The 23,332-nt window shown below is 68.3% G+C and carries 31 protein-coding genes; 26 read left to right on the top strand and 5 right to left on the bottom strand.

The window, feature by feature from the left end:
* Position 1: 1 nt before the first annotated feature.
* The 4 genes from fliQ to LQ564_RS14315 are packed head-to-tail and all read right to left on the bottom strand — an operon-like array spanning position 2 to position 2,274.
* Positions 2 to 271, bottom strand: coding sequence for a flagellar biosynthesis protein FliQ (fliQ, locus tag LQ564_RS14330; protein WP_231058778.1), 270 nt, complete (start codon positions 269 to 271; stop codon positions 2 to 4).
* Between the two features lie 15 nt (positions 272 to 286).
* Positions 287 to 1,051, bottom strand: a complete 765-nt coding sequence (fliP, locus tag LQ564_RS14325; RefSeq protein ID WP_371873501.1) for a flagellar type III secretion system pore protein FliP — start codon at positions 1,049 to 1,051, stop codon at positions 287 to 289.
* Positions 1,051 to 1,404 carry a FliM/FliN family flagellar motor switch protein gene (locus tag LQ564_RS14320; protein ID WP_231058776.1) on the bottom strand — a complete coding sequence of 118 codons (354 nt, stop codon included), beginning with the start codon at positions 1,402 to 1,404 and terminating at the stop codon, positions 1,051 to 1,053. The genes fliP and LQ564_RS14320 overlap by 1 nt, the downstream gene beginning before the upstream one ends.
* A 3-nt stretch (positions 1,405 to 1,407) precedes the next feature.
* Entirely contained in the window at positions 1,408 to 2,274 is an 867-nt protein-coding gene (locus LQ564_RS14315; protein WP_231058775.1) for a FliM/FliN family flagellar motor C-terminal domain-containing protein, read from the bottom strand.
* Positions 2,275 to 2,616: 342 nt separating this feature from the next.
* On the opposite strand from LQ564_RS14315, the gene fliE reads away from it, so the two are divergent.
* From fliE to LQ564_RS14230, 17 genes are all read left to right on the top strand, one after another.
* A complete protein-coding gene (gene fliE / locus LQ564_RS14310; RefSeq protein ID WP_231058774.1) occupies positions 2,617 to 2,964 on the top strand; it encodes a flagellar hook-basal body complex protein FliE in 348 nt (115 codons plus the stop codon).
* A gap of 89 nt (positions 2,965 to 3,053) precedes the next feature.
* Complete coding sequence (fliF, locus tag LQ564_RS14305; protein WP_231058773.1) at positions 3,054 to 4,787, top strand: flagellar basal-body MS-ring/collar protein FliF; 1,734 nt, start codon at positions 3,054 to 3,056, stop codon at positions 4,785 to 4,787.
* Positions 4,771 to 5,793, top strand: coding sequence for a FliG C-terminal domain-containing protein (locus LQ564_RS14300; protein ID WP_231058772.1), 1,023 nt, complete (start codon positions 4,771 to 4,773; stop codon positions 5,791 to 5,793). The genes fliF and LQ564_RS14300 overlap by 17 nt, the downstream gene beginning before the upstream one ends.
* A complete protein-coding gene (fliH, locus tag LQ564_RS14295) occupies positions 5,790 to 6,476 on the top strand; it encodes a flagellar assembly protein FliH (RefSeq protein WP_231058771.1) in 687 nt (228 codons plus the stop codon). Before LQ564_RS14300 ends, fliH begins: the two co-directional genes overlap by 4 nt.
* Entirely contained in the window at positions 6,473 to 7,789 is a 1,317-nt protein-coding gene (fliI, locus tag LQ564_RS14290; RefSeq protein ID WP_288380833.1) for a flagellar protein export ATPase FliI, read from the top strand. Before fliH ends, fliI begins: the two co-directional genes overlap by 4 nt.
* Positions 7,790 to 7,797: 8 nt before the next feature.
* Entirely contained in the window at positions 7,798 to 8,235 is a 438-nt protein-coding gene (locus tag LQ564_RS14285; RefSeq protein ID WP_231058770.1) for a flagellar FliJ family protein, read from the top strand.
* A gap of 35 nt (positions 8,236 to 8,270) precedes the next feature.
* Positions 8,271 to 9,668 carry a flagellar filament capping protein FliD gene (gene fliD, locus LQ564_RS14280; protein ID WP_231058769.1) on the top strand — a complete coding sequence of 466 codons (1,398 nt, stop codon included), beginning with the start codon at positions 8,271 to 8,273 and terminating at the stop codon, positions 9,666 to 9,668.
* A gap of 28 nt (positions 9,669 to 9,696) precedes the next feature.
* Positions 9,697 to 10,086, top strand: a complete 390-nt coding sequence (fliS, locus tag LQ564_RS14275; RefSeq protein WP_231058768.1) for a flagellar export chaperone FliS — start codon at positions 9,697 to 9,699, stop codon at positions 10,084 to 10,086.
* On the top strand, positions 10,079 to 10,393 hold the full coding sequence (locus LQ564_RS14270) for a hypothetical protein (protein WP_231058767.1): 315 nt from the start codon (positions 10,079 to 10,081) through the stop codon (positions 10,391 to 10,393). The genes fliS and LQ564_RS14270 overlap by 8 nt, the downstream gene beginning before the upstream one ends.
* Positions 10,394 to 10,401: 8 nt before the next feature.
* Positions 10,402 to 11,547, top strand: a complete 1,146-nt coding sequence (locus tag LQ564_RS14265) for a flagellar hook-length control protein FliK (protein ID WP_231058766.1) — start codon at positions 10,402 to 10,404, stop codon at positions 11,545 to 11,547.
* A 10-nt stretch (positions 11,548 to 11,557) separates the two neighbouring features.
* Positions 11,558 to 12,025 (top strand): flagellar basal body-associated FliL family protein, encoded by a 468-nt coding sequence (locus LQ564_RS14260; RefSeq protein WP_231058765.1) that lies wholly within the window; start codon positions 11,558 to 11,560, stop codon positions 12,023 to 12,025.
* Between the two features lie 4 nt (positions 12,026 to 12,029).
* Complete coding sequence (locus tag LQ564_RS14255) at positions 12,030 to 12,767, top strand: FliA/WhiG family RNA polymerase sigma factor (RefSeq protein WP_231058764.1); 738 nt, start codon at positions 12,030 to 12,032, stop codon at positions 12,765 to 12,767.
* Positions 12,768 to 12,797: 30 nt separating this feature from the next.
* A complete protein-coding gene (gene motA / locus LQ564_RS14250; RefSeq protein ID WP_231058763.1) occupies positions 12,798 to 13,709 on the top strand; it encodes a flagellar motor stator protein MotA in 912 nt (303 codons plus the stop codon).
* Between the two features lie 2 nt (positions 13,710 to 13,711).
* Positions 13,712 to 14,653: a flagellar motor protein MotB gene (locus LQ564_RS14245; RefSeq protein WP_231058762.1), complete on the top strand. Its 942-nt coding sequence runs from the start codon at positions 13,712 to 13,714 to the stop codon at positions 14,651 to 14,653.
* A 35-nt stretch (positions 14,654 to 14,688) separates the two neighbouring features.
* Positions 14,689 to 14,961, top strand: coding sequence for a flagellar biosynthesis anti-sigma factor FlgM (gene flgM, locus LQ564_RS14240; RefSeq protein WP_231058761.1), 273 nt, complete (start codon positions 14,689 to 14,691; stop codon positions 14,959 to 14,961).
* Complete coding sequence (gene flgN / locus LQ564_RS14235; protein ID WP_231058760.1) at positions 14,958 to 15,395, top strand: flagellar export chaperone FlgN; 438 nt, start codon at positions 14,958 to 14,960, stop codon at positions 15,393 to 15,395. The genes flgM and flgN overlap by 4 nt, the downstream gene beginning before the upstream one ends.
* Complete coding sequence (locus LQ564_RS14230; RefSeq protein WP_231058759.1) at positions 15,382 to 16,125, top strand: glycoside hydrolase family 73 protein; 744 nt, start codon at positions 15,382 to 15,384, stop codon at positions 16,123 to 16,125. The genes flgN and LQ564_RS14230 overlap by 14 nt, the downstream gene beginning before the upstream one ends.
* Here the strand turns inward: LQ564_RS14230 and flgA are convergent.
* On the bottom strand, positions 16,115 to 16,699 hold the full coding sequence (gene flgA / locus LQ564_RS14225) for a flagellar basal body P-ring formation chaperone FlgA (RefSeq protein WP_231058758.1): 585 nt from the start codon (positions 16,697 to 16,699) through the stop codon (positions 16,115 to 16,117). The genes LQ564_RS14230 and flgA overlap by 11 nt on opposite strands.
* Positions 16,700 to 16,906: 207 nt before the next feature.
* On the opposite strand from flgA, the gene flgB reads away from it, so the two are divergent.
* From flgB to LQ564_RS14180, 9 genes are read left to right on the top strand one after another with little or no spacing between them, the layout of a single operon-like run.
* Positions 16,907 to 17,266: a flagellar basal body rod protein FlgB gene (gene flgB, locus LQ564_RS14220; protein ID WP_231058757.1), complete on the top strand. Its 360-nt coding sequence runs from the start codon at positions 16,907 to 16,909 to the stop codon at positions 17,264 to 17,266.
* Positions 17,267 to 17,289: 23 nt separating this feature from the next.
* Complete coding sequence (gene flgC / locus LQ564_RS14215; protein ID WP_231058756.1) at positions 17,290 to 17,694, top strand: flagellar basal body rod protein FlgC; 405 nt, start codon at positions 17,290 to 17,292, stop codon at positions 17,692 to 17,694.
* 5 nt (positions 17,695 to 17,699) lie between these two features.
* Positions 17,700 to 18,395, top strand: a complete 696-nt coding sequence (locus LQ564_RS14210) for a flagellar hook capping FlgD N-terminal domain-containing protein (protein WP_231058755.1) — start codon at positions 17,700 to 17,702, stop codon at positions 18,393 to 18,395.
* 11 nt (positions 18,396 to 18,406) lie between these two features.
* On the top strand, positions 18,407 to 19,597 hold the full coding sequence (locus LQ564_RS14205; RefSeq protein ID WP_231058754.1) for a flagellar hook-basal body complex protein: 1,191 nt from the start codon (positions 18,407 to 18,409) through the stop codon (positions 19,595 to 19,597).
* Between the two features lie 11 nt (positions 19,598 to 19,608).
* Positions 19,609 to 20,337 (top strand): flagellar basal body rod protein FlgF, encoded by a 729-nt coding sequence (locus LQ564_RS14200; protein WP_231058753.1) that lies wholly within the window; start codon positions 19,609 to 19,611, stop codon positions 20,335 to 20,337.
* Between the two features lie 25 nt (positions 20,338 to 20,362).
* Positions 20,363 to 21,148 (top strand): flagellar basal-body rod protein FlgG, encoded by a 786-nt coding sequence (gene flgG, locus LQ564_RS14195; protein WP_231058752.1) that lies wholly within the window; start codon positions 20,363 to 20,365, stop codon positions 21,146 to 21,148.
* Entirely contained in the window at positions 21,148 to 21,798 is a 651-nt protein-coding gene (gene flgH, locus LQ564_RS14190; RefSeq protein WP_231058751.1) for a flagellar basal body L-ring protein FlgH, read from the top strand. The genes flgG and flgH overlap by 1 nt, the downstream gene beginning before the upstream one ends.
* A gap of 49 nt (positions 21,799 to 21,847) precedes the next feature.
* Positions 21,848 to 22,936: a flagellar basal body P-ring protein FlgI gene (locus LQ564_RS14185; RefSeq protein WP_371873500.1), complete on the top strand. Its 1,089-nt coding sequence runs from the start codon at positions 21,848 to 21,850 to the stop codon at positions 22,934 to 22,936.
* Positions 22,936 to 23,268 (top strand): rod-binding protein, encoded by a 333-nt coding sequence (locus LQ564_RS14180; protein WP_231058750.1) that lies wholly within the window; start codon positions 22,936 to 22,938, stop codon positions 23,266 to 23,268. Before LQ564_RS14185 ends, LQ564_RS14180 begins: the two co-directional genes overlap by 1 nt.
* Positions 23,269 to 23,332 lie beyond the last annotated feature (64 nt).

Here is a 23,332-nt window from a genome sequence, read left to right as displayed (position 1 = left end):
CCTAGGTCGCGAGCGTGGCCGCGCGCTGGAACACCGACACGCAGTAATCCATCAGCGTGGTCGTCATCCAGTGGCCGGCGACGATCACCGCCAGCAGGGTCACCACCAGGCGCGGCAGGAAGCTCAGGGTCTGCTCGTTGATCTGGGTGGCGGCCTGGAACAGGGCCACGACCAGGCCCATGACCAGGCCCGGCACCACCAGCACCAGCACCAGCAGCATCACGATCTGCAGGGCTTCGACCACCAGGTCGACAGCGACGTCGGGACTCATGTTCGTCTCTCCTCGCTAGAAGCCGTGGATGCTGCCGACCAGGGTGTTGACGGTCAGGGTCCAGCCGTCCACCAGCACGAACAGCAGCAGCTTGAAGGGCAGCGAGATCACCAGGGGCGACAGCATCATCATCCCCATCGCCATCAGCACCGAGGCCACCACCAGGTCGATGATCAGGAAGGGGATGAACAGCATCGCCCCGATCTGGAAGGCGGTCTTCAGTTCGGACAGCACGAAGGCGGCCAGCTTCACCGTGAAGCCGCGCTGCTCGGGCGCGAGGCCGGCCGGTTCGCCCGCCAGGTGGCCGACCTGGGCCAGCGCGGTCTTGCTGGTCTGGGCCAGCATGAAGCGCGACACCGGCACCTCGGCGATGCGCAGGGCCTGCTCCAGGCCGATCTTGTCGCGGTCGTAGGGCAGGAAGGCATCGCGCCACACCGCCTCGCCGACCGGGCGCATGACCAGGATGGTGAGGATCAGGGCGATGCCGGTAATGATGCGGTTCGGCAGGCCCTGCTGCAGGCCGAGGGCCTGGCGCAGCAGCGACAGCACGATCACGAAGCGGGTGAAGCTGGTCATCATCATGACCATCACGGGCAGCAGCGCGAGCAAGGTCATCAGGACCAGGATCTGCGACTTGACCGTCATGCCCTGGGTCGAGCCGGGGATCACGCCGGGCAGCACGCTGGCGCCTTCCTGGGCCGCCGCGGGCAGCGCCAGGAACAGGATGGGCAAGGCGAGGAACGCGGCGCGCTTCAACAGCGCCCCGCGGCTGGAACGCATCATTTGGCCAGTGCGTCCAGGTTCAGGCCGTCCAGGTCGATGACCTTCAGGCCGTACTGTTCGCCGGCGACGACGACTTCGGCGCGCCCGATCGGGGCGCCATTGACCTTGATGACCAGCGGCTCGCCGGCCAGCGCGTCGAGCGGCACCACCGAGGACGGCCCGATCGCCATCAGTTCCTGCAGCGAGATGCGGGCCGAGCCTACTTCGAGGGTCAGGGTCACCGGGATGCGGCGCATCATGGCCGGCAGCTGGCGCGCGGCGTTCTTGCCGCCTGCCGCGGTGGCCGCGTCCAGGCCGTCGAGGTCGTCGATGATCACGTCGCCCAGTTGCTCGTTCAGGTTCATGTCCATGGATTATTCAGCGTCTTCGAAAGAGGTTAAACAGAGCTTGCCCTTGTGTTCGGCCACGTTGGCGGTGAACAGGCGCGATTCGTCCAGCAGCACGTCGGCGCGCCCGACCGACACCGGGATGATGTCGCCCACCTTCAGCGCGAACAGCGCTTCGAGCAGCATCTCCTTGCTGGCCAGCCGCCCTTCCAGCTTGACCGACAGGCCGGTGGCGAGCGGTTCGCTGGCGCGCGCGGTGCGCACGCTGCTACGTTCTTCCTTCAGGCCCTGCAGCACCTGCGCCATCAGGGCCTGGTCGAGCGCGATCCAGGCGTGGCTCGGGGCGTCGCCCGGCGCCGCCTCCAGGCCGAGGCGGATCACCCAGCCGGCCTTGCCCGGCGCGCTCGACGGCGCCGGCGCGTCCAGGGCGGCGGCGGACGGAATGTCTTCCACGCCGGCGCTCAGCAATCCTTCCAGCACGCGCCCGTACAGTTGCTCGACCAGCTGGGCGGTGAGCGTCGCGGCCAGGCGTTCCTCGGTGGCGGTGACGCGTTCCAGCGCCGGGTCGCGCAGCGAGGCGCCGGCCTTCTTGCGGCCGTAGCGCCCTTCCAGCAGGCCGAGCAGCAGGCCGCGCTCGAAGGCGACGGCGGCGCTGCCCAGCGCGCCGCTCACGCCCAGCCAGCGCAGGCCCTCGTCCTCCGGCGCGCGCTCGAACGCCAGCTGCGCCAGGCGCCAGCCGCCCCAGTAGCGGCGGCCGCCCGGCCCGGCCATCGCCGTGCCCAGGGCGTCGGCGAAGCGGCGTGCGAATTTCGGCAACAGGTGCACGGGACGCCCCAGCAGGCTCGGGTCGAGGACCTGGTAGGTGGCGCCGCTTTTGCGATCGGGTGGATTCATCGGATTGTTGACGGGATTTCTATTGTCACTAGGAAACTGGATGACTTTTTTCATTCCTCAAGGAAACTATTATACATGGAGATTGGCAGCGAAGACTTTGACATTCACCTTTGATTTCCTACTTGCCCTACGGTAAGATCATGGTTCTTGCACTGCAGCAACCAGCGTCTTATCGCCCTTCCGAGAGGGATGCACGGTAAAGGGACCAGGAATAAAACAGCTGTTCATTAAACTGGATTTAACAATCCAATCTCTACGAACCGCTTTCCAGCAACAAACAAAGACACAATTTGTCGCCTCCGCACAACACGTCGATCACGACCACACAGCATTGGGATGAGCATGGGAACTGAACTCGCGGGACTGATCAAAGCAGACCTTGCCGCACTGACCAACGACGCCAATCGCCTCGCCATTGCCCCGCCAGCCGACCATTCGGCACCGGGCACATTTAACAATTCGCAAGGTGCGTTCTCGTTTACCCAGTCGATGAAGGATGCCCTCGCCAGCGTGGACAGCGAAGACCGCGCCGCCGCCGACCGCATGGCCGCCGTCGATGCGGGAAAAAGCGACGACCTGGTCGGCGCGATGCTGGCCAGCCAGCAGGCCAGCCTGTCCTTCTCGATGCTGATGCAGGTGCGGAACAAGGTCATGGGCGCGGTCGACGACCTGCTCAAGCTGCCGGTGTAACGATCCCTCTCCCTTATTGGCGACCCGCCTCTTCCCTGAGATGGAAGCGGCAGTTCCAGAGACACTCCTAGCGACCCAGAGACCTGCCTGTGATTTCGACCCTCAAGACTGCCGTCGGCGGCAAGCTGGCCCTCCCAGGCCTGCCCCCGGCGCTGCGTAACAACCTCAGCTTGCTGCTCGGACTGGCCGTCGCCATCACGGCCGCGGTCATGCTCTACCTGTGGCAAGACCAGGCCAGCTACAAGCCGGTGTTCGGCGCGCGCGAAAAGGTCGCCGCCAGCGACATGATGAGCGTGCTGGAAGCCGAAGCGATTCCCTACCGCGTGCATCCGGAAAGCGGCCAGGTGATGGTCCCAAGCGGAGAGCTGGGCAAGGTGCGCATGCTGCTGGCCGCCAAGGGCGTGACCGCCCAGCTGCCGGCCGGCCTGGAACTGATGGACCGCAACGATCCGCTCGGCGTGTCGACCTTCGTGCAGGACGTGCGCTTCCGCCGCGGCCTGGAAGGCGAGCTGGCGCAGAGCATCCTGACGATGGACGCGATCGCCTCGGCGCGCGTGCACCTGGCGATCGCCAAGTCGAGCTCCTTCGTCGCCGGCGCCGGCGACCAGTCCTCGGCCTCGGTGGTGGTCGCCGTGAAGCCGGGCCGCCAGCTGTCGAACGAGCAGATCGCCGCGATCGTCAACATGGTCTCGAGCAGCGTGGCGAACCTGTCCCCTGCCCGGGTCTCGCTGGTCGACCAGGCCGGCAACTACCTGTCCTCGCGCGTCGACCTGAGCGAAGGGTTCGACGGCCAGGTGCAGGGTGACGCGGCATCGAAGCACTACACCGACGCGGTGCGCAGCAACGTCAACGAGCTGCTCGGACCGGTGCTGGGCGCGAACAACTTCAAGCTCTCGGTCACCGCCGACGTCGACAACGACAAGGTCGAGGAGACCCAGGAAAAATACGGCGAAGCCCCGAAGGTCACCAGCGAGGCGATGCGCGAAGAGATGGAGCGCAACCGCATGGCGATGGGCGTGCCGGGCACCTTGTCGAACCGTCCGCCGCAGGCTGCCGACCCTGCCGCCGCAGCCCCAGCCGATGGCGCCGCCGCCGCCAAGCCCGACGACGGCAGCGCGCGCAAGAACGCCACCACCCGCCAGTACGCCTACGACCGCGCGATCACCCAGATCAAGCGCTCGCGCGGCCGCCTGAAAAAGCTGTCGGTGGCGGTGGTGCTGAACAATGCGGTGGCCGCGAATCCGAAGGTCGGCTACACCCCGGCCGAGCTGGCGAACATCGAGAAGATCCTGAAGGGCGGCCTGGGCATCGACGCCGCGCGCGGCGACGTGCTGACCGTCTCCAGCCTGACTTTCCCGGCCGCCCCGGTGGCCCAGGAATGGTGGCAGGAGCGCGACAACGTGGTCGACATGACCAGCTACGGCGGCTACGCGCTGGGCGCGGTGCTGGCCTACTTCCTGCTGGCGCGCCCGCTGCTGCGCGCGCTGACCGGGCGCCTGGCGCCGCAGCCGCCGCTCATGCCGGCCGCTCCTGCCCTGCCGGGCATGCCGGGTGGCGCCGCTGCCGCTGGCGCTGGTACGACCGCCGCCCTGCCCGCGGCGGGCGCACCCGTGGCCGGCGCACTGGCCGCTCCGGTGGCCGCCGCCGGCGCGCCGCAGGCGATGCCGGTCGTGCCGCTGCTCGAGAACTACGACCTCCCGCCGGCCGGTTCGGCGGTGGACGTGATGGTCGACCACCTGAAGGTCCTGGCCGGCAAGGAGCCCGAGCGCGTTGCCGAAGTCGTCAAACAATGGGTACAGAAAAAACATGGCCGAGCTGAATAACTTCGATGCCGCCGACGGCGTGCTCACCCCGGTCGAGCAAGCCGCCATCGTCCTGCTCTCGATCGGCGAGGAAGGCGCGGCCGCCGTGCTGCGCTGCCTCGAGCGCGAAGAGCTGCTGGAACTGACCCAGGTGATGTCGCGCATGAGCGGCATCAAGGTCGACTCGGTGAAGTCGGCGGTCCAGAACTTCTTCGACGACTACCGCCAGCAGAGTGGCCTGCACGCCGCCTCGCGCAGCTACCTGAAGCGCTCGCTCGACCTGGCGCTCGGCAGCGACATCGCCAACAGCGTGCTGAACACGATCTATGGCGACGCGATCCGCCCGATGATGGCGCGCCTGCAGTACGCCTCGCCCAAGTGGCTGGCCGAATTCGTCTCGACCGAGCACGTGCAGATGCAGGCCGTGTTCCTCGCCTTTTTGCCGCCCGCGCTGGCCTCGCAGATCCTGGAAGCGCTGCCGGAAGACGGCCGCGAACTGGTGCTGCTGAACATGGCGCGCCTCGATGAGATCGACCGCGACGTGCTGCACGAGCTGGAAGAGCTGGTGAATCGCTGCCTCGCTGCGCTGGACACGCAAAGCGCCAGCGTGGAAGGCGTGCGCCAGGTCGCCGAGATCCTGAACCGCCTGCAGGACAACCGCGCCGGCATGGTCGAGCTGCTGCGCGCCCACGATCCGGAAGTGGTGTCGCAGATCGAGATGTCGATGTACGACTTCTTCATCCTGTCGCGCCAGACCGAGCAGGTCATTACCCGCCTGCTGGACGAAGTGCCGCTCGAGCAGTGGGCGGTCGCGCTCAAGGGCGCCGAACCGGCGCTGCGCGACGCGATCCTGAGCGCGATGCCGAAGCGCCAGGCCCAGAGTTTCGAGGACCTGATGCGCCGTTCCGGCCCGGTGCCGATGTCGCGCATCGAGCAGACCCGCCGCGAGATCATGGCCACCGTCAAGGAACTGGCCGACGCCGGCGAGATCGACATCGCCCTGTTCGCCGAGGCGACCGCCGAATGAAGCAGTTCCGGCCCTATCACTTCCCGCCGCTGCACCAGTTCACCAGCAGCCTGCCGAAGGGCGCCGGGACCGGCGGCGGCGCCGGCTCGCTTGAAGAATGGCAGGCCGCGCTCGCCGACGGCTACCGCCAGGGCCAGCGCGAAGGCTATGAAGCTGGCCTGGACCAGGGCCGCGCCGACGGTTTCACGGTCGGCCAGAGCGAAGGCTTGCAGCGCGGCGTCGAGGAAGGCCGCGCGATGGCATTGGAGGGCCTGGAGCAGCTGGCCAAGCCGGTCGACGCCATGCTCAAGAGCCTGAAGAAACTGAAGACCGATATGCGCGCGGCCCAGCGCAAGGAAGTCGTGGACCTGGTCGGCAAGATCGCGCGCCAGGTGATCCGCGCCGAACTCGCGCTGCAGCCGGTGCAGCTGCTGGCCCTGGTCGAAGAAGCATTGTCCGTGATGCCGCCCTCGCGCGACCAGGTCGAAGTCTTCCTCAATCCGGAAGAGCTGCGCCGCGTGCTGGAACTCGATCCGAAGCGCGCCAGGAAGTGGACCCTGTTGCCCGACCCCGCGCTGGAACCGGGCGAGTGCCGCGTGCGCTCGGGCGACCATGAAGTCGATGCCGGCTGCCAGGGCCGCCTCACGGCCGTGATGGACCAGGTGCGCGAGCAGCTGCTGGGCGACGAGGAGGAGGCGGCGTGACCGCGCTCGCCCAGCGCCTGCGCGCCGTCGAATTGGGCGCGGTTCCCGTCGCCCTGCCCACCGGCCGTCTGGTCGGCGCCCAGGGCCTGCTGCTCGAATCCGTCGGCTGCCGCCTGCATACGGGCCAGCGCTGCCGCATCGAGACCGTCGACGGCGGCTGGCTGGAAGCGCAGGTGGTCGGCTTCAAGGAAAAGGTCTCCTACCTGATGCCTTTCAAAAAGGCGACAGGCCTGGTGACCGGCGCGCGCGTGCTGCCCGCGCAGGATAAGAACGCGTTGATGATCGGCCCATCGTGGATGGGCCGCATGGTCAACGGCATGGGCGAAGCGATCGACGGCCTCGGCAAGCTCGGTGGCGACCAGCCGCTGTCGACCACGCCGCCGAAAGTCAACCCGCTGAGGAAGGCGCCGGTGGAAGAGCCGCTGGACGTGGGCGTGCGCGCGATCAACGCCATGCTCACCATCGGCAAGGGCCAGCGCGTCGGCCTGATGGCCGGCTCCGGCGTCGGCAAGTCGGTCCTGCTCGGCCTGATCACGCGCCAGACCGTGGCCGACGTGATCGTGGTCGGCCTGATCGGCGAGCGTAACCGCGAGGTGCGCGAGTTCGTCGAGAAGTCGCTCGGGCCCGAAGGCCTGAAGCGCGCGGTACTGGTGGTGGCGCCGGCCGACGAATCGCCGCTGATGCGCGTGATGGCGACCGAATTGTGCCACTCGATCGCGGCCCACTTCCGCGACCGCGGCCAGAACGTGCTGCTGCTGTGCGATTCGCTGACACGCTACGCGATGGCGCTGCGCGAAGTCGCGCTGTCGCTGGGCGAGCCGCCGGCCACGCGCGGCTATCCGCCCTCGGTGTTCTCGAACCTGCCGCAGCTGGTGGAATCGGCGGGCAACGGCGAGAACCCGAAGGGCAGCATGAGCGCGATCTACACCGTGCTGGCCGAAGGCGACGACCAGCAGGACCCGGTGGTCGATTCGGCGCGCGCGATCCTGGACGGCCACATCGTCCTGACGCGCGAGCTGGCCGAGCGCGGCCACTATCCGGCGATCGACGTGGCGCAATCGATTTCGCGCTGCATGGCGCAGGTGGTGCCGCAGGAGCACCAGCTGGCGGCGCGCAGGCTGAAAGCCGCGATGGCGAAACACGCACGCGTGCGCGACCTGATTCCGCTCGGCGCCTACGTCCCGGGCGCCGATCCGGACACCGACCACGCGGTGCGTCTGCATCCGCACATCGAGGCCTTCCTGTGCCAGGGCACGCGTGAAGAGGCGCCGATGGACGGCTGCGTCGACGCCTTGAAAGTAATGATGGCATGAGTGGCGCCGTGAAACGCGAACAGACCATCGCCAGCCTCGGGACGCTGGTGCAACTGCGCTCGCTCGCCGTCGACCGCCTGCAGGCCGACCTGGCCAGCCAGGAAGCGACCCGGGTGCGCTATCAGAACAACCTGGCGCGCATGGATGCCCTGGCGACGGGCAGCGGCGCGTCCGGCGCCCTGCCCCCGGCGCTGGCGCTGAACTGCGGCGCCTACAAGCAGAACGTGCTGGCGATGGCGCAGCTGCACCGCACCGACCTGGCGCTGCACGAAGCGAACATGGCGGTGGCCCAGCGCAAGCTGAGCGAAGCGTGGACGGAGCGTGAACTGCTGGGCAAGGTGCTCGAGCAGCAGGAAGTCGAGCTGGCGAAGGAACAGGACCGGATCGTGCGCAAGCGCGAAGACGATATTGCCACCCAGTCGTGGATGGCGAACCGCACCGCTTGAACAAGCGGGACGAACGACAAGAAGGAGCAGCGAACATGGCAACGGCGATCACCGCACCAACCTATGATCCGGTCACCACGTCCCAGGGACTGGCGGACCAGTACGTGCTGGCGCGCCAGCAGATCCTGAACGCCCAGACCAGCGCCGCCAGCGCCACCGCCAAGGCCCTGACCGAGCTGGGTAGCGCGATGACCACGTTCCAGGGCACGCTGGCCAGCCTCACGGGCCTGAACAAGAGCGTGTTCACGCAGTCGGCCGTCTACAGCGACGCCGGCTTCGGCAGCGCCACCGCGTCCGCCAGCGCCGCCGCCGGCAGCTATTCCTTCTTCGTGAAGCAGCTGGCCAGCGCCAGCCAGGTGTCGTACACCGGCCTGGGCGACAACGCCGGCGTGGGCGGCGCCCTGAAGATCAAGCTGGGCGGCGCCAGCGCCTTCGAGGTCGACCTGGCCGCGGCCGACAGCGACGCCAACGGCATCCTGAGCACGCGCGAACTGGCGGCCGCGATCAACGGCGCGGCCGACAACAAGTCGCTCGTCACCGCCTCGATCGTCACCACCGGCTCGACCTCGGAACTGGTGCTGACCGCGAAGAACACCGGCGCCTCGAACCGCATCACGATCGACACCTCGGGCGTCACCGGCCCCTCGAGCCTGGCCGCCGCCAACGCCGATCCGGCGCGCGTGCGCGAGCTGGTAATCGCGCAGGACGCCGAGATCCGCATCGGTTCCGAGACCGGCACCCCGATCATCCAGGCCAGCAACACCTTCACCGCCATCGACGGCGTGAAGATGACCTTCACCAAGGCCCACGCCGCGGGCAGTGCGCCGCTCACCGTCACGGTCGGCACCGATACGGCGGCGACCACCGCCAACGTGCAGGCTTTTGTGGACGCCTACAACAAGCTGAAGGCGGTGCTGAACAAGCTGACCGACGCCGGCGACCCGTCCAAGGGCGCGGCCGGCGGCGCCTTTGCCCACGACGGCGGCATCCGCGCGCTCAACGACCGCCTGGTCAGCCTGCTGCGTCCCGCGGCGGGCGGCGACACCCTGGCGGCCTACGGCATCATCGCCACCAAGGAAGGCACGCTCGAACTGCGCAGCGACCGCTTGCAGGCCCAGCTGGCGCGCAACCCGAACGGTCTCGACAAGCTGATCGGCAGCAGCTCGGCCTCGGCGCCGAGCGGCATCGCGGCAAGCCTCGACGGCTTCCTGAAAAGCTGGAGCAACGCCACCAGCGGCCAGATCCTGAAGCGCAAGGACGCCAACACCACGCTGCAGAAGACCATCGAAGACCGCCAGGCCGCGCTCGAGGTGCAGCACGAAGCGGCCTACCAGCGCTACCTGAAGCAGTTCACCGCGCTGGCCACGCTGCAGAATTCCATGACCAACAACCTGTCGATGTTCGACGCCATCTTCGGCAACGACAAGGATTGAACCGCGTCCCCTACCCAAGGTAACCATCATGTCCTACGAAGAAGCCTACGGCGGCTACCACGCCGTCAACCTGGATGCGCAGACCTCGCGCGCCTCGCCGGTCGAGCTGGTGCTGCTGCTCACCGACGGCCTGCTCGACGAGCTGGCGCGCGCCCGCGCCCACATCGTCGCGCGCCGCTTCGAAGCCAAGGCCGCCAGCATCGACAAGTGCGTCGAGATCATCAACGGCCTGTCCAGCTCCCTGGACTTCGACCAGGGCGGCGAAACCGTCGCCAACCTGGCCCGCATCTACGATTTCTGCGCCCAGCACCTGCACGGCGCCGGCATCAAGATGGATCCGGCCATGGTCGACGAGGTGGTGCGCATCCTGGGCACCATCCGCCAGGGCTGGAAAGGCGTCCAGGAGCACAATGGATAGGATCGGCGCCATCGACCGCCTGGCCGCCGTGCTGCAGGACGCCGGCGCGCGCGAGGACTGGGAGCTGCTGGGACGCGCCGTGCGCGAACTCGGCCCGCGCCTGCAGCGCCTCGCCGCCGGACGGCCCTGGAGCGCGCCCGAACGCGCCGCCTTGACGCGCCTGCGCGCCGCCCACGAGGGCGCGGCCCTGCAGGTCGCCGCCGCCAGCGGCCGCCTGCAGGCCCAGCTCGAACACATGGGCAGCAACAAGGAAGGCTGGATGGCCTATGCCCTCGCGGACGAACCCGAAACCGGTAACACCCTATGAACATCACCATGAACAGCGCGCCAGCCAGCACCCTGCCCGCTTCGAGCGATGCGGTCGCGCCAGGCAGCCCCGCGCCGGCCGACGCCCCGGCCTTGATGCCGGCCGCCGCCGGCGCGCAGGCGACCGCCAATCCGCTCGCCTTCTTCCAGTTCCTGGACGTGGCGCCGGCCGCGCCCGCGCCGCACGCCGTGCCGGGTGAGGCCGAAGCCCTGCCGCAAGCGCAGCAAGCCGCCGTCCCGGACGAAGCGCCGGCGGCCGCCGAGCCGGAGCAGGAAGCTGTGCTCGATCAGTCCCTGCTGGCCGCCATGGCCATGCCGATGATGCCGTCGATGATGACGATGCCGGCCGCCATGCGCGTCTTCGCCGGCATGCCGGAGCAGCCGCGCGCCGCCGACGCCGCGCCGGCCGCCGCCGCTGCCATTCCGTCCGAACTGCCGCAAGCGGCATCGGCGCGGCCGGCCGAGTTGCCGCCGCAGCCGGCCGTGGCCGCGCCGGTGAGCGAGACCGTCCAGCCGGCGCGCGCCATGGCCCAGCCAGCCGCCCCGACCCCACAAGCCGCGCCGGCCGCCGGCGTGGCCCAGCCTGCCGCTTCGCAGGCCGAGACCACATCCGGCGAGGCGCCGGCGCCCGCCAACGGCGCCATTGCCGTCGCCGCACCGAACACCGCGAACCCCGCACCGCGCGAGACCGCTGCCCTGACCCTGTCCGGCCCGCCCACCGCCTGGCGCCAGCCGCTGCGGGAAGCGCTGGGCGAGCGCTTGAACCTCCAGGTCGGCAAGCACGCCGAGCAGGCCGTGATTCGCCTCGAGCCGCCGATGCTGGGCCGGGTCGAGATCTCGATCCGCCACGCCGCCGGCAGCCTGGAAGTGAACATCAGCGCCACCCACGGCGAAGTGCTGCGCCAGCTGAACGGCGTGAGCGAGCAGCTGCGCAACGACCTGGCCGGCCGCCAGTACAGCGACGTGTCGGTGAACGTGACGCAGGCGCCGCGCGCCCAGGCGATGGCGCAGTCCGGCGCCGGCTTCCATGCCGACGCCCAGGGCCGCGGACGCCAGCAGGAACAGCAACAGGACCAGCAGAACCGGCAGCCCGGCGCCGCGCTGCTGGATGCCCACCAACCCGACGCCGCGTTCTCGCTGAACGCGCGCGCATGACCCGCCGACCATGAACAGCAAAGTGAAACTCATCGCCGCCTTCGCCGGCGTCGCCATCCTCGCGGCCGCCGCGGCCGGCGGCGCGATGTGGTACCTGGCCCCGAACCAGCACGCCGCCGGCGCCCAGGTCGAAGCACCCAAGCCGGAACCGGAAAAGAAGCCGACCAAGTACGTCACCCTCGACAAGGTGATCGTGATGCTGCGCCGCGCGCCGAACGAGGCCGCCGCCCACTACCTGTCGGTGGACCTGGTGCTGGCCACCAGCGCCGAGCAGGAGAAGGAAGCCAAGGAACACCTGCCGCTGCTGCGCTCGATCGTGCTGTCCTCGCTCTCGCCGCTGTCGCTGGCGGAAGCGAACGCGATGACGGTCGACCAGTACGCCGCCAAGCTGAACAAGACCTTCGACGCCAGCTATGCCAGGGAAAACCACATCAAGCCGTTTTCCGAAGTCATGATCGGCAAGCTGATCATCGAGTGATTCCGTGGCCTACCTAGCCGATTACGCCGACACCGGCGCCGCCCTTTACGGGGAGGCGAGCGCCAACGCGGGCATGACGCCGGCCGACGAGGCGCGCCACCTGGTCGCCTATGCGCCGCTGGTCAAGCGCATCGCGCGCCAGCTGAATTCGCAGGTGTCCGGCGCCGTCTCGCGCGAGGACATGGAGCAGATCGGCCTGATGGGATTGCTCGAGGCGCTGCGCCGCTACGGCACGCCGGACACCGGCTTCGGCAGCTACGCAAGCTTGCGGGTGCGCGGCGCCATCCTCGACGAATTGCGGCGCCAGGACTGGCGTCCGCGCGCGGTGCGCCAGGACAGCCACCGGGTGCGCGATGCGCTGCGCGCGCTGACCCGCAAGCTGGGGCGCGAGCCGACCGAGAAGGAAGCAGCCGCCGCCCTGGGCGTGAGCGCGGAAGAATTCCGCCAGCACGTGCTGGACGATTGCGCCGAAGAGATGCTCAGCTTCGACGAGGTGCTGCAGGAATCGCTTGAGCACGCGCACAGCGCGCCGGGTCCGGAAGACGCCTACCTGGTGCGGCGCAGCCTGGAACAGGTGCTGGGCAGCCTGAACGACAAGGAGCAGCGCGTGATCCAGATGATCTACGAGTTCGAACTGAGCTACAAGGAAATCGCCGCCGTGCTCGACCTGTCGGATGCGCGCGTCTGCCAGCTGAACAAGAGCGCGCTGGCCAAGATGAAGGCCGCGCTGCAGCGCAGCTGATATAGAAGATAAAAGAGAGAGGCTTACGTCATGCAGCAATTACTCGGTATCGCCATCGTGCTCGGGTGCGTCTTCGGGGGGTTCACCCTGATGGGCGGCACCTTTTCCGCGATCTTCCACCCGGTCGAACTCCTGATCATCGGCGGCGCGGCGCTTGGCGCCCTGGTGCTGGGCAACCCCAAGCACGTGCTGGCCGAACTGGCCCACCAATTGAAGAAAGTCGCGGCGCGTAAAAAGCACGACTCGGAATTCCAGCGCCAGCTGCTGCTCCTGATGTACGAGCTGCTGCAGACCGCCGCCGGCGGCCTGAAAGCGCTGGACGCCCACGTCGAGGCGCCGTCGGAAAGCCCGATGTTCCAGCGCTATCCGCGCATCCTGGAAGAGCCGAAGCTGCTGGCCTTCATCGTCGACAACTTCCGCCTGATGGCGATGGGTAAGATCAACGCCCACGAACTGGAAGGCGTGCTGGAACAGGAACTCGAAGCCATCCACGAGGAACTCACCCAGCCGGCGAAATCGCTGCAGAAGATCGCGGAAGCGATGCCGGGCTTCGGCATCCTGGCCGCGGTGCTGGGCATCGTGATGGCGATGTTCTCGGTTTCGGGCGGCGCCGACTCCGGCGAGATCGCCGAGAAGATCGGCGCGGCCATGGTCGGCACCTTCATCGGCATCTTCTTCTGCTACGGCCTGCTCGAACCGCTGGCCAACCTGATGAAGCAGTCGGTCAACTCCGAAGCCTCGACCATGGAAACCGTGAAGGTGGTGCTGTGTACCCACGTGGCCGGCAAGCCGGCGCTGCTGGCGATCGACGCCGGTCGCCGCCTGATCCAGCTGAACACCAAGCCCAGCTTCGCCCAGCTGGAACAGTGGATCAATGCGATGGGCGGCGAGGACGAGTCGCAGAACAAGCGCCGCCGCGGCAGCGATCGCATGGCGGGTTGAACGTGGCAAACCCTAAAGAAAAGCACCACGAAGCGACCATCGTCAAGCGCGGCGGCGGCAAGCATGCGCACGACGAGCACGGCGGCGCATGGAAGGTGGCGTTCGCCGACTTCTGCCTGGCGCTGATGGCGCTGTTCCTGGTGCTGTGGCTGATCGCCTCGCGCGAACAACAGAACCTCAAGAAGATCGTGCGCGACGCCACCGACAGCGGCATGCTCGAGGGCATGGGCCACAAGTCGGCCATCGCGGCGGAGCCGAGCGGCAGCATGATCGAGCGCTTCCAGCTGCCCACCGCCGGCGGCAAGGGCAGCAACGATCCGGGCGCGCCGAGCCAGCCGCGGGTGGCCTACGAGTCGCCCGCCGAACTGGCGGCGCTCTCCAAAGCGCTGGGCGAGATGAGCCAGGAAGCCGGCCTCGCCGCCAATCTCGACACCGTGGTCACCCCCTACGGCCTGCGCGTGATGCTGCACGATACCGAGCGCCAGGGCATGTTCATGCGCGGCAGCGCCCTGCCCACGGGCCGCTTCGTGAAACTGCTGCGCAAGATGGGGCCCCTGTTCGCCCAGATGGAAAACCAGATGCTGATCGTCGGCCACACCGACTCTTCGCGCTTCGCCGGCTCCGACAAGGGCGGCTACTCGAACTGGGCGCTGTCGACCGACCGTGCGCTGTCCGCGCGCGCCGAGCTGCTGGGCGGCGGCATGCGCGGCGAGACCGTGCTGCAGGTAGTCGGCATGGCCGAGCGTGCGCCGATCGACGCGCAGCAACCGCTGGCCGGCGTGAACCGCCGCATCGAACTGCTGATCCTGACCCGGGCGCAGTCGCGCGCGGTGGCCGGCATGTTCGGCAAACCCGGCGCCACCAGCCCGCTCGGCCAGGAAGCTTCAGTATCCATGCCCGATCAGGCAGAACTCGAGAAACTGCGCGTCCAGTTACCGAAGTAATCATGACCGTTCAATCGAAAACCCGAGGTACCCGCATGAAGATCACCGGCGCCAGCGCCCCCGTCTCCACCGTGAGCATCGGCCCCCAGGCCGCCGCGGCCCCGGCTGCGGCCCCCGCGCCTGCCGCCGCCGCGCCGGCCCTGCAATCGGAAGTGCTGCAACCGGCCGCCAAGGCCTTGGCCGCGCTACCGGACTTCGACGCCGCCCGCGTGGCCGAGCTGCGCGACCAGCTGGCCAAGGGCGAGCTGCCCTTCGATGCGGGCCGCCTGGCGGGACTGATCCAGCGCTTCCACGGAGGCCGCGGATGAACGCGCCCAGCCGCCTCACGCGCCAGCAGGCGCAGTCGCTGCTGGCCGACGGCGTCCAGGCCGACGTGCGCGACAGCGCCGAGGTGCTGGCCCTGCTCGAGCGCCAGTTCGAGGCCGCCCTGCGCCACCGCAGCGGCGAACTGACGCAGCTGGCCGGACTGCTGTCGCCGCTGCTGGACGCGATGGAAGCGCGGCGCCAGCAGCGCGTCTCGCTGGTGCGCGCCCTGCTCGGCCCGGACGGCACCATGGCGCAGTACATCGCCGCCCAGCCGGCGCCGGCGCAAGCGGATTTGAAAGCCGCCTGGTCCGACCTGGAACGCACGGTCCAGGCCTGCAAGGAAGCCACGGCCCGCAACGGCGGCCTGCTGGCGGAACAGTACGGCGTGATGCAGCGCGTGCTGCACGGAGAGGACGGCATCTATGCGCCGCGCTGATCTCACCACGGCGCCCTTGACGTCCACCGCGCCGACGGCGCCGACAGCCGCCACCCGTCCGCTTGCCGCGATCGGCGGCGGCAGCGGTTTCGGCGGCATGTTCAGCGAGGTGCAGGGCGAAGTCGCCGCCTATATCCAGAACGGCGACGGCGGCTCCGGCGGCGGGGCCTCGACCTTGACGGCGGAAGGCGCGATGTGGCGCGCCCGCGCCACTGGCTGGATCAATGGCGACAGCGAGGTCGAGGCGACGAGCGGCGCCACCACGCCGGAACAGCAGGCGTTCCTGGAAAGCATCGCACCCTGGGCTCAGGAAGCCGCCGCCCGGCTGGGCGTGGCGCCGGAACTGGTGTCGGCCCACGCGGCGCTGGAATCGGGCTGGGGCAGGCATCCCTTGAAAACCGGCGACGGCGCCTCCAGCCACAACCTGTTCGGCATCAAGGCCGGCGGCAGCTGGGAAGGCGCCGTCAGCGAGTCGGCGACCACGGAATACCTGGGCGGCGCGGCGATCAGGACCCGCGAGCGCTTCCGCGCCTACCCGGATGCGGGCGCCGCCTTCCGCGACTATGCGCGCACCCTGATCGAGAATCCGCGCTACAAGGACGCCCTGAACGTCGGCGCCGACGCCCACGCCTTTGCGCGTGGCCTGGCGCGCGGCGGCTATGCGACCGACCCGGCCTATGCCGCCAAGCTGGCGCGCCTGGCGACGAAACTGCAAGGTGCTAGCGACTGACGCCGAGCGGCAGGTCGAGCGGTTCGACCGTGCCGGCGCCGGCCACGCGCATGCGCACGACCTGCCCGCTGCCCGTGTTCCGCACGCGCACCACGGCGCCGCGGGCGCCGGGGTCGAGCGCCTCGCCGGCCATGCTGACTTCGACGCCCTCGACCCGGGCCTGCATCTGGACCTGGTCGCCGCGCTTGACCAGCAGCGGCGCGCTGAGCTGGCCGGCGCGCAGGATCTCGCCGGCGCGCAGGCTGCGCCGGCTGGTCTGGCCGACCGCCAGCTCGGGCGCGCCGATCGCGTCGCCGACCAGCGTGACGTCGCGCCGCTCGAGAGTGACGTGTTCGTCGCCGATCGGCTGGCCCGCAACGACCGGGCTGGCTGCCACGGCGACGATGGCCGAGACCCGCGCGCGCACCACGAAATCCCGGCGCCACCCGGCGTTATCGCCAAGCGCCGGGCAACGCGCCAGGAAGCGCATGCGGGCGTACTGGCGGGTGTCGAGCGCCTCGACCTCGAGCGGGACACTGCAGGGAGGCGCCGGGCGTGCGCTGAGAACGCTCAGGTCGACCTGCGGTTCCGACAAGCCGCTGCTTAGCAGTTGTTTGTCGATTTGTCCACGGGCGGCTTGTTCTATTACGGAAGAAATACCTTGAGCAGCGTCGCTTGTGGCACAGAAAAGACAGGTTACAATGGCAAAGGTTGCCGTACGGAAAGCAATCATTGTTAAATAGCGGGCCGTGAAGCGCCCATTTTACTGAAACATTCGCAGTTCACCGACAGAGGATCGCCAATGACGATTAATTTCAAGGATGCCCTCGGCGTGCACGCCGACGCGCTGCAGCTGCGCGCCGAACGTACCCGCGTGCTGGCCGCCAATATCGCCAATGAGAGCACGCCGGGCTACACCGCGCGCGACGTCGACTTCGCCTCGGCACTGCAGGAGCAAATCGACCAGGAAGCGGGCGCGCCGACGCTGTCGAGCGACGGCCCCTTGTACCGCGTGCCCTTCCACCCGAGCGCCGACGGCAACACCGTCGAGATCGGCGTCGAGCAGGCCGCGTTCTCGCAGAACGCTTCCGACTTCCAGACCAGCCTCACCTTCATCAACATGAAGCTGCGCGGCCTGGCCAAGGCCATCAACGGTCAATAACCCCGGCCAGTAAGGACAATACCATGGGCTTCAAGGACATCTCGAACATCGCAGGCTCGGCGATGGCGGCGCAGACCGTGCGCCTGAATACGATCGCCAGCAACCTGGCCAACGCCAATGCCGTCGCCGGCTCCGAGGCCGAAGGCTACCGCGCGCGCAAGCCGGTGTTCGCCTCGGTGCTGGGCGAGGACGGCGCCGCCCGCGTGCAGGTGCTGGACGTGGTCCAGTCGAACGAACCGATGCGCAAGATGTACGAACCGGGCAACCCGGTGGCCGACGCCGATGGCATGGTCTACTACGCCAACGTCAACGAAGTGGCCGAGATGGCCGACATGATGGCCGCCTCGCGCGCCTTCGAGACCAATGTCGAGGTGATGGGACGCATCAAGAACATGCAGGCTTCGCTGCTGAAACTGGGCGAGGGCTGATCCGCATGACTACCACCTCCGCCACCAACGCCTTCGGCTTCGCCACCTCGAACACCGGCGGCGACACGGTCGCCGGCAACGCCACGGGCGTGGCCACCAGCGAGAACAAGGACATGTTCACCAAGCTGCTGGTCGCCCAGATCCGCAACCAGGACCCGCTCGCGCCTTCCGACCCGAGCCAGTTCGTGAACCAGCTGTCGCAGCTCTCGCAGACCGAGGCGCTGCAGAACCTGGCCCAGACCACCAGCGCCAGCGCCAGCGTCCTGCAGAGCATCCAGGTGCTGGCCATGGGCGCCCAGGTCGGCAGCGACGTCTCGGTCGTGACCAGCCGCCTGCGCCTCGGCGGCGACAAGGTCGATGGCAACGTCCAGCTCTCCGGCAGCAGCAGCGCGACCAGCCTGGTCCTGGTCGACGCCGGCGGCAAGGAAACCCGCGTTGAGCTGCCCGCGCACGGCGCCGGCGCCCTGCCCTTCACCATCGACCCGACCGCCCTCGGCCTGGCGCCGGGCAGCTACGGCATCCGCGCCGAAGCGGCGGACGGCAGCAAGCCGGCGGTCGAAGTCACGGCCCGCCTCGAGAGCGTGCGCATGGCGGCGGGCGGCGGGGTGGTGCTGCAGGTCGCCGGCATCGGCGAAGTCGACCCATTCGCCGTGACTGGCTTCAACGGCAAGGCGAACGCCCTGGCCGCAACGGACAACTGAAAGGAAACCCCATGAGCTTCAATATCGCACTGTCCGGCATCCAGGCCATCAACGAGCAGCTGGAAGCCGTGTCGAACAATATCGCCAACGCCGGCACCTACGGCTTCAAGAGCAGCCGCGCCAACTTCGCCTCGGTGTACGCCGGCGACCAGGCCAACGGCGTCGAAGTCGCCTCGCTGACCCAGAACATCGGCCAGAACGGTGGCCTGATCAACACCGGCCGCAGCATGGACGCGATGATCCAGGGCCGCGGCTTCTTCACCAGCCGCGACGCGCAGGGCGTGATGCAGTACACCCGCGTCGGCATCTTCTCGGCCAACAAGGACGGCTACCTGGTCGACGCCGCCGGCCGCAACGTGCAGGGCTACGGCCCGTCGGTGAACGGCGCGCTGGGCGTGATGGGCGACATCAAGATCCCGACCGGCCAGATCCCCGCGGTCGCCACCACCAAGGTCGCCTACGTCGGCAACCTGTCCTACGACTGGACGCCGCCGACCGTCGCCACCTTCGACGCCACCAACGACAAGAGCTACAACATGGTGAAGCAGTCGGTGGTCTACGATTCCGTCGGCACCCAGCACACCCTGTCGCAGTACTTCGTCAAGGCCGCCACCCCGGCCAACACCGTCACCGTCCACTACGCCTTCGACGGCGGCGCCCCGGTCGCGGCCACCAAGACCCTGACCTTCAACACCAAGGGCGAACTGCCGGCCGGCACCATCCAGGCCCTGACCTACAACCCGGGCGCCGGCGTCGATCCGATCGCCTTCACGCTCTCCTACGACGGCACCACCCACGTCTCGGGCGAAGCGACCAACACCACCAACAGCAGCGACGGCTATGCCTCGGGCAGCTTCGTGGGCGTGGAACTGGCCCAGGACGGATCGGTCGTGGCCAAGTACAGCAACGAACAGCGCCAGGTGGTCGGCACCGTGGCGATCGCCACCTTCCCGGACGAGGGCAGCCTGGCGCAGACCAGCGACACCAGCTGGATCGCCAACAGCACCTCGGGCGCGCCGCTGTACGGCACCCCGGGCGTCGGCCTGGCCGGCAAGCTGTCCACCGGCACGCTGGAAGGCTCGAACGTCGACATCACCTCGGAACTCGTCGGCCTGATGACCTCGCAGCGCAACTACCAGGCGAACTCGAAGGTCATCACCACCGAGAACCAGATGATGCAGGCCCTGATGCAGGCCCTTTAAGGTAAGCAGGCATGGATAAGCTCATCTTCACGGCGGTCAGCGGCGCCGAGCGCACCCTGCGCTCGCAGCAGGTGCACGCCAACAACCTGGCCAACAGCGAGACCGCGGGCTTCCGCGCCAACCTCGAGGTGGCCGCGACCCAGGCCATGCAGAACGGCTACGGCTACGACAGCATGCACCTGGCGCGCACCGAGGCCGACACCATCTCGACCCGCGCCGGCGCGGTGCGCGAGACCGGCCGTCCGCTGGACGTCGCCATCAGCGGCGCCGGCTACCTGGCGGTGCAGTACGGCGACGGCGAAGCCTACACGCGCGCCGGCGCCATCGACATCGACGCCAACGGCGCGCTGTCGGTGAACGGCCATCCGCTGCTGGGCGAAGGCGGCGCGATCGTGCTGCCGCCGCACCAGGCGGTCGAGATCGGAACGGACGGCACGATCTCGGTGCTGACCGATGGCGCGACCCTGATGCAGCCGGTCGACAAGCTGCGCCTGGTGAATGCCGAAGGCGCGGAGCTGACCAAGAACGAGGCCGGCCTGATCGTCTCGCGCGAAGGCAATCCGCTCGAGATGGACCCGAACGTCACCGTGCGCGGCCGCGCGCTGGAAGGCAGCAATGTGTCGGCGATCGAAGAGATGGTCGCGGTGATGAGCCTGAACCGCAGCTTCGAAATGCAGATGAAGATGTTCAAGGCCAGCGACAGCATGAACGAGGCGGGCAACCGCCTCATCGGCGCATGAATCGGCGCACAATCAAGGAGTAGCAATGAACCCCGCAATGTGGATCAGCAAGACCGGCGTGCAGGCACAGGATGCCAAGCTGCAGGCGATCGCCAACAACCTGGCCAACGTGAACACGGTCGGCTTCAAGCGCGACCGCGTCGTGTTCGAAGACCTGTTCTACCAGGTCGACGCCCAGCCGGGCGCCCAGAGCGCGGACAACACCGTCTCCAACGGCGTCCAGCTCGGCAACGGCACGCGCGTGGTCGGCACCCAGAAGGTCTTCACCAACGGGAATATGCAGACCACCAGCCAGCCGCTCGACGTCGCCATCAACGGCGCCGGCTTCCTGCAGGTGCGCCGCCCGAACGGCGAACCGGCCTTCACCCGCGCCGGCCAGCTGCAGGTCGATGCGAACGGCACCCTGACCAACGCCCAGGGCCTGCCGCTGGTGCCGCAGATCACCGTGCCGCAGAACGCCACCGCGATCACCATCGGCGAGAACGGCATGGTCTCGGCCACCGTCGCCGGCGCCACCGCGCCGACCGAACTCGGCCAGCTCACGCTCACCAGCTTCGTGAACCCGGCGGGCCTGCTGGCCCTGGGCGAGAACCTGTTCCAGGAAACCGCCGCTTCCGGCACCGCCAACGAAGGCCGTCCCGGCGACGGCGCTTTCGGCAAGCTGAAACAAGGCGCGCTGGAAGGCTCGAACGTGCAGGTGGTCGAAGAGATGGTCGACATGATCGCGGCCCAGCGCACCTACGAGATGAACACCAAGGTGCTGTCGGCGGCCGACAACATGCTCCAGTACCTGGCGCAGGCTGCTCGCTGATGAAAGTCATGATCGCGGCGCTCTGCGCCTCCATCCTGGCCGGCTGCGCTTCGGCGCCGCCGCGCCAGCTCGCGAACGACGAGGACTTCGTGCCGATGGCGCGCACCACGTCGCGCGGCGTCTCGGGCGGCGTGTTCACGGGCGACACCGTGTCGCTGACCTCGGACAGCCGTGCCTACCGCGTGGGCGACGCGGTCACCGTCATACTGCAGGAAACCACCCAGGCCAGCAAGCGCGCCGGCACCAGCTTTTCAAAAGGCTCCTCGGTCGGCGTGTCGCCGATCGCGGCGCTCGGCAAGACCTTCGGCAAGACCGCGATCGACATCTCGGCCGACCGCAGCTTCGAAGGCGACGCCACCAGCACCCAGCAGAACGCTCTGTCCGGCTCGCTGACCGTGATCGTGCAGGAAGTGCTGCCCAACGGCCTGCTGCGCGTGTCGGGCGAGAAGAACCTGACCCTGAACCAGGGCGAGGAATTCGTGCGCCTGAAGGGTTTCGTCCGCGCCCAGGACATCGACAACGACAACCAGGTGTCCTCGCTGCGCGTGGCGAATGCCCGCATCGCCTATTCCGGCAAGGGCGCCCTGGCCGAGAGCAACCAGCCGGGCTGGCTGACCCGCTTCTTTACCGGCCCGCTGATGCCGTTCTGAGGACAAGATGATCCAAGCATTGCGCGCCTCGCGCCTTCTCCGCACCGTCATGTGCGCGCTGCTGATGACGGCGACCGTGTTCCCCGGCGTGGCATCAAGCGCGCAGGCGCTGCGCAACCTGGTCAGCGTCGAAGGCGTGCGCGAAAACCCGCTGGTCGGCTACGGCCTGGTGGTCGGCCTGAACGGCAGCGGCGACTCGACCCAGGTGAAGTACGCCAGCCAGTCGGTGGTCAACATGCTCAAGCAGTTCGGCGTGCGCCTGCCCGAAGGCGAGGACGCCAAGAACAAGAACGTGGCGGCCGTGATGGTGTCGGCCGTGTTCCCGCCGGGCTACCGCCGCGGCCAGGCGATCGACGTCACCGTCTCCTCGCTCGGCGACGCGAAAAGCCTGCGCGGCGGCACCCTGCTGCTCACGCAAATGCGCGCGGCCGACAACGAGATCTATGCGCTGGCCCAGGGCAACCTGGTGGTGGGCGGCCTGAACGCCACGGGAAAAAGCGGTTCCTCGGTGACCGTGAATACCCCGACCACCGGCCGCATCCCGAACGGCGCCATGATCGAGCGCGAGATCCCGAGCGACTTCGCGACCCGCCCGCAGGTCATGCTGCGCCTGCGCCAGCCGCACTTCGAGACCGCCACCAATGTGGTCAACGCGATCAACGCCAAATACGGCCCGATCGCCACCACCGCCGACGGCACCAGCGTCGAAGTGGTCGCCCCGCAGAACCCGACCGAGCGCGTGGCCTTCATGGCGCGCCTGAACAACCTGCAGGTCGACGCCGGCGTCGAAGTGCCGAAGGTCGTGTTCAATTCGCGCACCGGCACCGTGGTCATCGCCGACGGCCTGCGCGTGAAGGCGGCGGCCGTTACCCATGGTTCGCTCAAGGTCATCATCTCGGAAAGCTCGCGCGTGTCGCAGCCCGGGCCCTTCTCGCGCGGCCAGACCGCGGTGACGCCGGAATCGAAGCTGTCGGTCGACCAGGGCTCGGGCCAGATGTTCCACTGGCCGGCCGGCGCCAGGCTGCAGACCATCATCGACGTGGTCAACAGCCTGGGCGCCTCGCCCGACGACATCATGGCGATCCTGCAGGCCCTCGACCAGGCCGGCGCGATCGAAGGCGAACTGGTGGTGATCTGATGAAGATCGACCAGCAGCTCGCCCAATCCCAGGCCGGCGCGGATGCGCCGGTCGCTCCGGCCGCCGAGCAGCCGGACCCGGTGTACGCCGCCAAGGCCACCAAGGCCGCGGTCGAGTTCGAACGCTTCTTCATCTCGCACATGCTCAAGGAGATGCGCTCCTCGACCCGCGCCATGGCGGCCGAGGACAGCGTGTTCAACAACCGGGTCAACCAGGACATGCAGGACATGGCCGACGACCTGCTGGCCGGGAACATGGCCGGCAACCGCGCCTTCGGCATCGCCGACGCCATCCTGCGCCAGCTGGTGCCCGGCGCAAAAACGAGCAAGTAGGCTTAATAAGTCGCAACAAACGGTCGCCTTTACATGGTGAACCCTGCCCAAAGGAAGAATCCGC

It is taken from the genome of Massilia phyllostachyos (assembly GCF_021044825.1).
GTDB lineage: Bacteria > Pseudomonadota > Gammaproteobacteria > Burkholderiales > Burkholderiaceae_D > Telluria > Telluria phyllostachyos.
This window is presented reverse-complemented; position numbering and strand designations above follow the sequence as displayed.

Bases quoted from the DNA above. Each gene is read 5' to 3' on its own strand.
- flgM (WP_231058761.1), top strand. From the start codon at position 14,689: ATGAAGATCACCGGCGCCAGCGCCCCCGTCTCCACCGTGAGCATCGGC.
- fliP (WP_371873501.1), bottom strand. From the start codon at position 1,051: ATGCGTTCCAGCCGCGGGGCGCTGTTGAAGCGCGCCGCGTTCCTCGCC.
- LQ564_RS14200 (WP_231058753.1), top strand. From the start codon at position 19,609: ATGGATAAGCTCATCTTCACGGCGGTCAGCGGCGCCGAGCGCACCCTG.
- flgH (WP_231058751.1), top strand. From the start codon at position 21,148: ATGAAAGTCATGATCGCGGCGCTCTGCGCCTCCATCCTGGCCGGCTGC.
- LQ564_RS14210 (WP_231058755.1), top strand. From the start codon at position 17,700: ATGACTACCACCTCCGCCACCAACGCCTTCGGCTTCGCCACCTCGAAC.
- LQ564_RS14180 (WP_231058750.1), top strand. From the start codon at position 22,936: ATGAAGATCGACCAGCAGCTCGCCCAATCCCAGGCCGGCGCGGATGCG.
- fliQ (WP_231058778.1), bottom strand. From the start codon at position 271: ATGAGTCCCGACGTCGCTGTCGACCTGGTGGTCGAAGCCCTGCAGATC.
- LQ564_RS14300 (WP_231058772.1), top strand. From the start codon at position 4,771: ATGGCCGAGCTGAATAACTTCGATGCCGCCGACGGCGTGCTCACCCCG.
- LQ564_RS14320 (WP_231058776.1), bottom strand. From the start codon at position 1,404: ATGGACATGAACCTGAACGAGCAACTGGGCGACGTGATCATCGACGAC.
- LQ564_RS14315 (WP_231058775.1), bottom strand. From the start codon at position 2,274: ATGAATCCACCCGATCGCAAAAGCGGCGCCACCTACCAGGTCCTCGAC.
- fliD (WP_231058769.1), top strand. From the start codon at position 8,271: ATGGCAACGGCGATCACCGCACCAACCTATGATCCGGTCACCACGTCC.
- LQ564_RS14230 (WP_231058759.1), top strand. From the start codon at position 15,382: ATGCGCCGCGCTGATCTCACCACGGCGCCCTTGACGTCCACCGCGCCG.
- LQ564_RS14270 (WP_231058767.1), top strand. From the start codon at position 10,079: ATGGATAGGATCGGCGCCATCGACCGCCTGGCCGCCGTGCTGCAGGAC.
- fliS (WP_231058768.1), top strand. From the start codon at position 9,697: ATGTCCTACGAAGAAGCCTACGGCGGCTACCACGCCGTCAACCTGGAT.
- LQ564_RS14265 (WP_231058766.1), top strand. From the start codon at position 10,402: ATGAACAGCGCGCCAGCCAGCACCCTGCCCGCTTCGAGCGATGCGGTC.
- flgG (WP_231058752.1), top strand. From the start codon at position 20,363: ATGAACCCCGCAATGTGGATCAGCAAGACCGGCGTGCAGGCACAGGAT.
- fliH (WP_231058771.1), top strand. From the start codon at position 5,790: ATGAAGCAGTTCCGGCCCTATCACTTCCCGCCGCTGCACCAGTTCACC.
- flgN (WP_231058760.1), top strand. From the start codon at position 14,958: ATGAACGCGCCCAGCCGCCTCACGCGCCAGCAGGCGCAGTCGCTGCTG.
- LQ564_RS14185 (WP_371873500.1), top strand. From the start codon at position 21,848: ATGTGCGCGCTGCTGATGACGGCGACCGTGTTCCCCGGCGTGGCATCA.
- LQ564_RS14205 (WP_231058754.1), top strand. From the start codon at position 18,407: ATGAGCTTCAATATCGCACTGTCCGGCATCCAGGCCATCAACGAGCAG.
- fliE (WP_231058774.1), top strand. From the start codon at position 2,617: ATGGGAACTGAACTCGCGGGACTGATCAAAGCAGACCTTGCCGCACTG.
- LQ564_RS14260 (WP_231058765.1), top strand. From the start codon at position 11,558: ATGAACAGCAAAGTGAAACTCATCGCCGCCTTCGCCGGCGTCGCCATC.
- flgB (WP_231058757.1), top strand. From the start codon at position 16,907: ATGACGATTAATTTCAAGGATGCCCTCGGCGTGCACGCCGACGCGCTG.
- flgC (WP_231058756.1), top strand. From the start codon at position 17,290: ATGGGCTTCAAGGACATCTCGAACATCGCAGGCTCGGCGATGGCGGCG.
- motA (WP_231058763.1), top strand. From the start codon at position 12,798: ATGCAGCAATTACTCGGTATCGCCATCGTGCTCGGGTGCGTCTTCGGG.